At 63.0% G+C, this 4575-nt stretch carries 7 protein-coding genes and 1 pseudogene; 4 read left to right on the forward strand and 4 right to left on the reverse strand.

Annotation, left to right across the window (positions count from 1 at the left end):
* The 4 genes and pseudogenes from EOA33_RS25270 to EOA33_RS25285 form a co-directional block, all read left to right on the forward strand.
* On the forward strand, window positions 1–511 hold a 511-nt coding region (locus tag EOA33_RS25270), incomplete at its 5' end, for a thermonuclease family protein (RefSeq protein WP_145989273.1).
* A gap of 29 nt (window positions 512–540) precedes the next feature.
* On the forward strand, window positions 541–1152 hold the full coding sequence (locus EOA33_RS25275) for a glutathione S-transferase (RefSeq protein ID WP_127406870.1): 612 nt from the start codon (window positions 541–543) through the stop codon (window positions 1150–1152).
* Window positions 1092–1777: pseudogene (locus tag EOA33_RS25280) on the forward strand (uracil-DNA glycosylase family protein). The gene EOA33_RS25275 and the pseudogene EOA33_RS25280 overlap by 61 nt, the downstream one beginning before the upstream one ends.
* Before the next feature lie 144 nt (window positions 1778–1921).
* Window positions 1922–2413, forward strand: a complete 492-nt coding sequence (locus EOA33_RS25285; protein ID WP_126054500.1) for an Lrp/AsnC family transcriptional regulator — start codon at window positions 1922–1924, stop codon at window positions 2411–2413.
* A 43-nt stretch (window positions 2414–2456) separates the two neighbouring features.
* Here the strand turns inward: EOA33_RS25285 and EOA33_RS25290 are convergent, their stop codons facing one another.
* The 4 genes from EOA33_RS25290 to EOA33_RS25305 all read right to left on the reverse strand — a co-directional run.
* Window positions 2457–3026, reverse strand: a complete 570-nt coding sequence (locus EOA33_RS25290; protein WP_127406872.1) for a DUF3299 domain-containing protein — start codon at window positions 3024–3026, stop codon at window positions 2457–2459.
* A gap of 46 nt (window positions 3027–3072) precedes the next feature.
* Window positions 3073–3651, reverse strand: coding sequence for a GNAT family N-acetyltransferase (locus tag EOA33_RS25295; protein WP_127406873.1), 579 nt, complete (start codon window positions 3649–3651; stop codon window positions 3073–3075).
* Window positions 3611–4315 carry a DNA alkylation repair protein gene (locus EOA33_RS25300; RefSeq protein ID WP_126054503.1) on the reverse strand — a complete coding sequence of 235 codons (705 nt, stop codon included), beginning with the start codon at window positions 4313–4315 and terminating at the stop codon, window positions 3611–3613. Before EOA33_RS25300 ends, EOA33_RS25295 begins: the two co-directional genes overlap by 41 nt.
* A 7-nt stretch (window positions 4316–4322) precedes the next feature.
* Window positions 4323–4575, reverse strand: a 253-nt coding sequence (locus EOA33_RS25305; RefSeq protein ID WP_145989274.1) for an NAD-binding protein, incomplete at its 5' end; no start/stop codon positions are given.

The raw sequence follows: 4575 nt of genomic DNA on the forward strand, positions 1-4575 counted from the left end.
CGCCCTCGGCCTTGCGCGCCTCGACCGCTTCGAGACGCGCAAGGCCGAGGGCGCGGCCATCGTCAATGACGGCGATTCGATCACGCTTGGCGCCGAGCGCATCCGCATGCGCGGCATCGACGCGCCGGAATATCAGCAGACCTGCCGCAAGGATGGCGCCGACTATCCCTGCGGCAGGCTCGCGAGGCAATCGCTGGTCAGGCTGATCGCCGGCCGTCCCGTCTCCTGCAGTGGCTGGCAGCACGACCGCTACGGCCGGCTGCTTGGATACTGCAAGGCAAGCGGCATCGACCTCAATCGCGCCCAGGTCGAGGCTGGCTGGGCCGTCGCCTATGGCGATTTCGAGACCGAAGAGGCCGGCGCCCGCGTCGGCAAGGCCGGCATCTGGGCTGGCACGTTCGACGAACCGCAGGACTGGCGCGATACCCACGGCCACGGGCTGGTCGAAAGGAAGCACGGCACGCTGGCGTCGATCGGCGATGCCTTGCGCGCGTTTTTCAGCTTCCGGTAAAGGGAGCGAGCAGGATTGGGAGGATGAGAATGAAGCTGTTCGACGGTGGCCGTGCGCCCAATCCGCGCAGGGTGCGGGTTTTCCTCGCCGAAAAAGGGATCGAGGTGCCGCTAGTGCCTATCGACATGGGCGCGCTGGAGCATAAGACGCAGGCCGTCAGCTCGCGCAACCCGCTGCAGCGCCTGCCGGTGATCGAGCTCGACGACGGCACCATCATCACCGAATCCGTCGCCATCTGCCGCTATTTCGAGGAGCTGTATCCGGAGCCGCCTCTGTTCGGGCAAGGCGCGCTCGGCAAGGCGAGGGTCGAGATGTGGCAAAGACGCATGGAGCTGAACCTCCTCAGCTGCGTCGCGCAGGCTTTTCGTCACACCCATCCCGCGATGAAAGAATGGGAAATCCCCCAAATACCCGAATGGGGCGAGGCCAACAAACCCAAGGCGGTCGAATTTCTGAAGCTGCTCGACGACGAATTGGCGGGCCGAGAGTTCGCCGCCGGTGATGCCTATTCGATCGCCGACATCACCGGGTTGATCGCCATCGATTTCATGAAGCCGGCACGCATCAGGGTGCCGGAGGAATGCACCAATGTGCTGCGCTGGCATGCGGCGATCTCCAGCCGACCGAGTGCGGCCGCCTGAGCCCGGGATGAGCGAAGCGCTGGAGAGACTGACGGCCAGGGTACGCGCCTGCCGCATCTGCGTGGAGAGGCCGCTCGGCCGGCCTTTGCCGCATGAGCCGCGCCCGGTGCTACGCCCGTCGTCGACGGCGCGTATCCTGCTTGCAAGCCAGGCGCCGGGCAGCAAGGTCCACCTCTCGGGCATGCCGTTCACCGATGCCTCCGGCGATCGGCTGCGTAGCTGGCTGAGTGTAACCAGCGAGGAATTCTACGACACCGAAAAATTCGCCATCGTGCCGATGGGTTTTTGCTTCCCCGGCCAGGATGCGAAGGGCGCCGACCTGCCGCCGCGTCGCGAATGCGCGCCAGCCTGGCGCGCCGAACTGATGGCGCTGATGCCGCAGATCGATCTGGTGCTGACGATCGGCATGTACGCGCAGTCCTGGCACATGGGTGCCGCGCGTCAGTCATCGTTGACGGAAACCGTCAGGAACTGGCGCGCGATATGGGAGGCGCCCGCCCGCCCGAGAGTGCTGCCGCTGCCGCATCCGTCGTGGCGCAACACCGGCTGGCTGAAGAAGAATCCATGGTTTGAAATGGATTTGCTGCCCTTCCTGAGGGCGGAAATCCGCTATCGCCTTGGTTAGGCATGAAGCAAGAAATCACCCGTTTTTCTCGCGCTTGGCAGAATTTCTTTCTTGTGAAAGGCCGGAATAAAAGGGATCATAGCCAAATCATTCCTCAAAGCGCACGCCACACAAATTGGGCGACATGCACCCTGGGAGTATCCGATGGACCGGCTTGACCGAAAAATTCTACGCCTCCTGCAGGAGGACGCGACATTAGCGGTCGCCGATGTCGCCAAGAAAGTCGGCCTGTCGACCACGCCGTGCTGGCGGCGCATCCAGAAGCTCGAGGAGGAGGGCGTCATCAAGCGGCGCGTCGCGATCCTCGACCATGAGAAGGTCAATGTGCGCGTCACCGTCTTCGTGTCGATCCGCACCAATTCGCACAGCCATGAATGGCTGCGGCGCTTCTCCGAAGTCATCCAGGAATTTCCGGAAGTGGTCGAGTTCTACCGCATGAGCGGCGACGTCGACTATCTGCTGCGCGTCGTGGTGCCCGACATTGCCGCCTACGACGCCTTCTACAAGCGGCTGATCGCCAAGATCGAGATCCGCGACGTCTCGTCGTCCTTCGCCATGGAGCAGATCAAGTATACGACCGAGATCCCGCTGGATTACATGGTGCTGGACAAGGAAGCCGGCGCCAACGCGGCTTGAGCTGCTCACGCGTGGCCTTCCTCCGGAAAGGTCATACGCACGCCTAGTTCTTCTTTTTGTTGAGAAAACTCCAGGGCGAGTTGATCGGCAAGGTGACTGCGTCCGGTACATTGTCGACACTTGCCACGTCGGCCTTGGGCACCGTGTAGCCCGACTGGATGATCGAGACGCCGTCGAGGATGAAGAGCTGGCTTTTCTCCATTCCAGGTTTCAGCACGCCGGTGACGGAGACTGGCTCATAGGCCTCAGACATCCTGTAGGGATGGGCCGGCGTGACCAAAACGATCTGGTTGGGCGGCGGCGTCGGCATATGGCTGCAGGCGCCCGTCCACGGCACCAGCAGGAACTGGTAGACGAGGTCGCCCTCGCGATCGACAGGCAATGCATAGCCGGCTAATCGAATCGTCTTGTCCTGGAGATTGATGGACAGCGTCTCGCCGTGGTCCGGCAGTTTTGCCGCGATCATCGGCAGGTTGGCGTCTTCGGCGATCGCCTGCGTCGCCGGCCGCAGGTCCTTCCAGAAGATATGCGCGGTCTCGGCCGATGCATCGGCGGCAATGGATACAAGCAAAGCAGCGGAGAGCGCGATGGTTGATTTGAGATGCTTGCTCATTGGCTGCTTCCTTTGCACCTGAGTAAAGACGCCGCCGTCCACGGCGTCAACGCTCGAGCCGCATCACATGCCGGCGCGAGCCCGCGGTGCCGATCTCGTGGAAGCCTCGCACCAGGAACATGTCGCGAAAACCCATGAAGCGGTAGCTTGGCGCTGCCTGGTCGACCGGATAGGCCTCGATCACGCGCGCGCCCCTGTCAAAGGCATGGTCAATCGCCGCGTCGAGCAGTGCCGCCGCGAGCCCGCCGCCGCGCAGGGCCCTCGGCACATAGAAGCAGACGATCGACCAGACGCCCGTTTCGCTGTCGTCCTGAAGCTTTGAGAGCCTGCGATAGGTCTCGCGCGGCGCGACCGAGCACCAGCCGACCGGCTTGCCGTCGACTTCAGCGACGATGCCAACGGGCGTCCCGGCCTCGATCAGCCCCATCATCATGCGCTTCTTCTCGGCGTTCCGGGCGTGCTCGCGGCTGGAATGGCGCCAGGCCATGCACCAGCAATATTTCGGCGCGCCCGGCTGTTCGAAAAGTTCCTCGAAATCCGCGCGGGTCGAGCGCGTCACCTCCGCGAAGCGGATTTCGGCGCCGTCAGCCTTTCCTGGCGGCGATCCGCTCGATCGTCTTGGCATTGGTCAGTTCCTTCACTGCGTCCTTGCCAATCCAGCGCGCCGTCTTGTCGGTCGACTGCGCCAGGCGTTCGGCCACGGCAAGGGCAGCGCCGTGCATTTCCACCGAACGCTTGCCGATCGAACGAAGCGCCCAGTTCACAGCCTTCCTCACGAAATTGCGGCTGTCGGCGGCATGCGCCTCGATGATTGGCAGGAAGCCGAGGAAGGTCGCGACCGGCTCTTGCTTCCGGTGGACGACAGACCAGGCCATCATGGCAAAGGCCGTGCGTCGAACGAACTCCCGCTCGTCGGCCGCGAACTCTTCGATCAGTTCCTTCCAGGCGTCCGTGTCGACGAACAGGTCGGAGACGCCGTCGACGATATCCCAGGAATCGAAGGACGCCGCCCATTGCCTTGCATCCGCAGCGGAAAACCGCTTCGGGTCGGCGGTGACGGAAGCGATGAACTGCGCTTCCATGATACCGGTCTGCCAGAGTTCGAAGGCACGTTCATGGTTGCGCTTGATCTTCTTGGCGATCTGCCGCTGCACGCCGTGCGGAATACCCAGCGCGCGCTCGATCTTGATGCCGTAGCGCAACATGCCGCGGCGATTTTCCTCCGAGCCGATCGAGCGCAGATAAGCGACGATTTCGTCGGCGCTCGATTGGGGCGAAAGCTCGGCCATGGCGCCCCTATTTCTCCAGACGAGCCAGCAGGGAAGAGGTGTCCCAGCGCCGACCGCCCATCGCCTGCACATCCTTGTAGAATTGGTCGACGAGCGCCGTCACCGGCAGCTTGGCGCCGTTGCGGTCGGCCTCCGCCAGGCAAATGCCGAGATCCTTGCGCATCCAGTCGACAGCGAAACCGAAATCATATTTACCGGCATTCATCGTCTTGTGGCGGTTTTCCATCTGCAAGGAGCCGGCCGCACCCTTGGAGATCACC

It is taken from the genome of Mesorhizobium sp. M4A.F.Ca.ET.050.02.1.1, from assembly GCF_003997725.1.
Classification (GTDB): Bacteria; Pseudomonadota; Alphaproteobacteria; order Rhizobiales; family Rhizobiaceae; genus Mesorhizobium.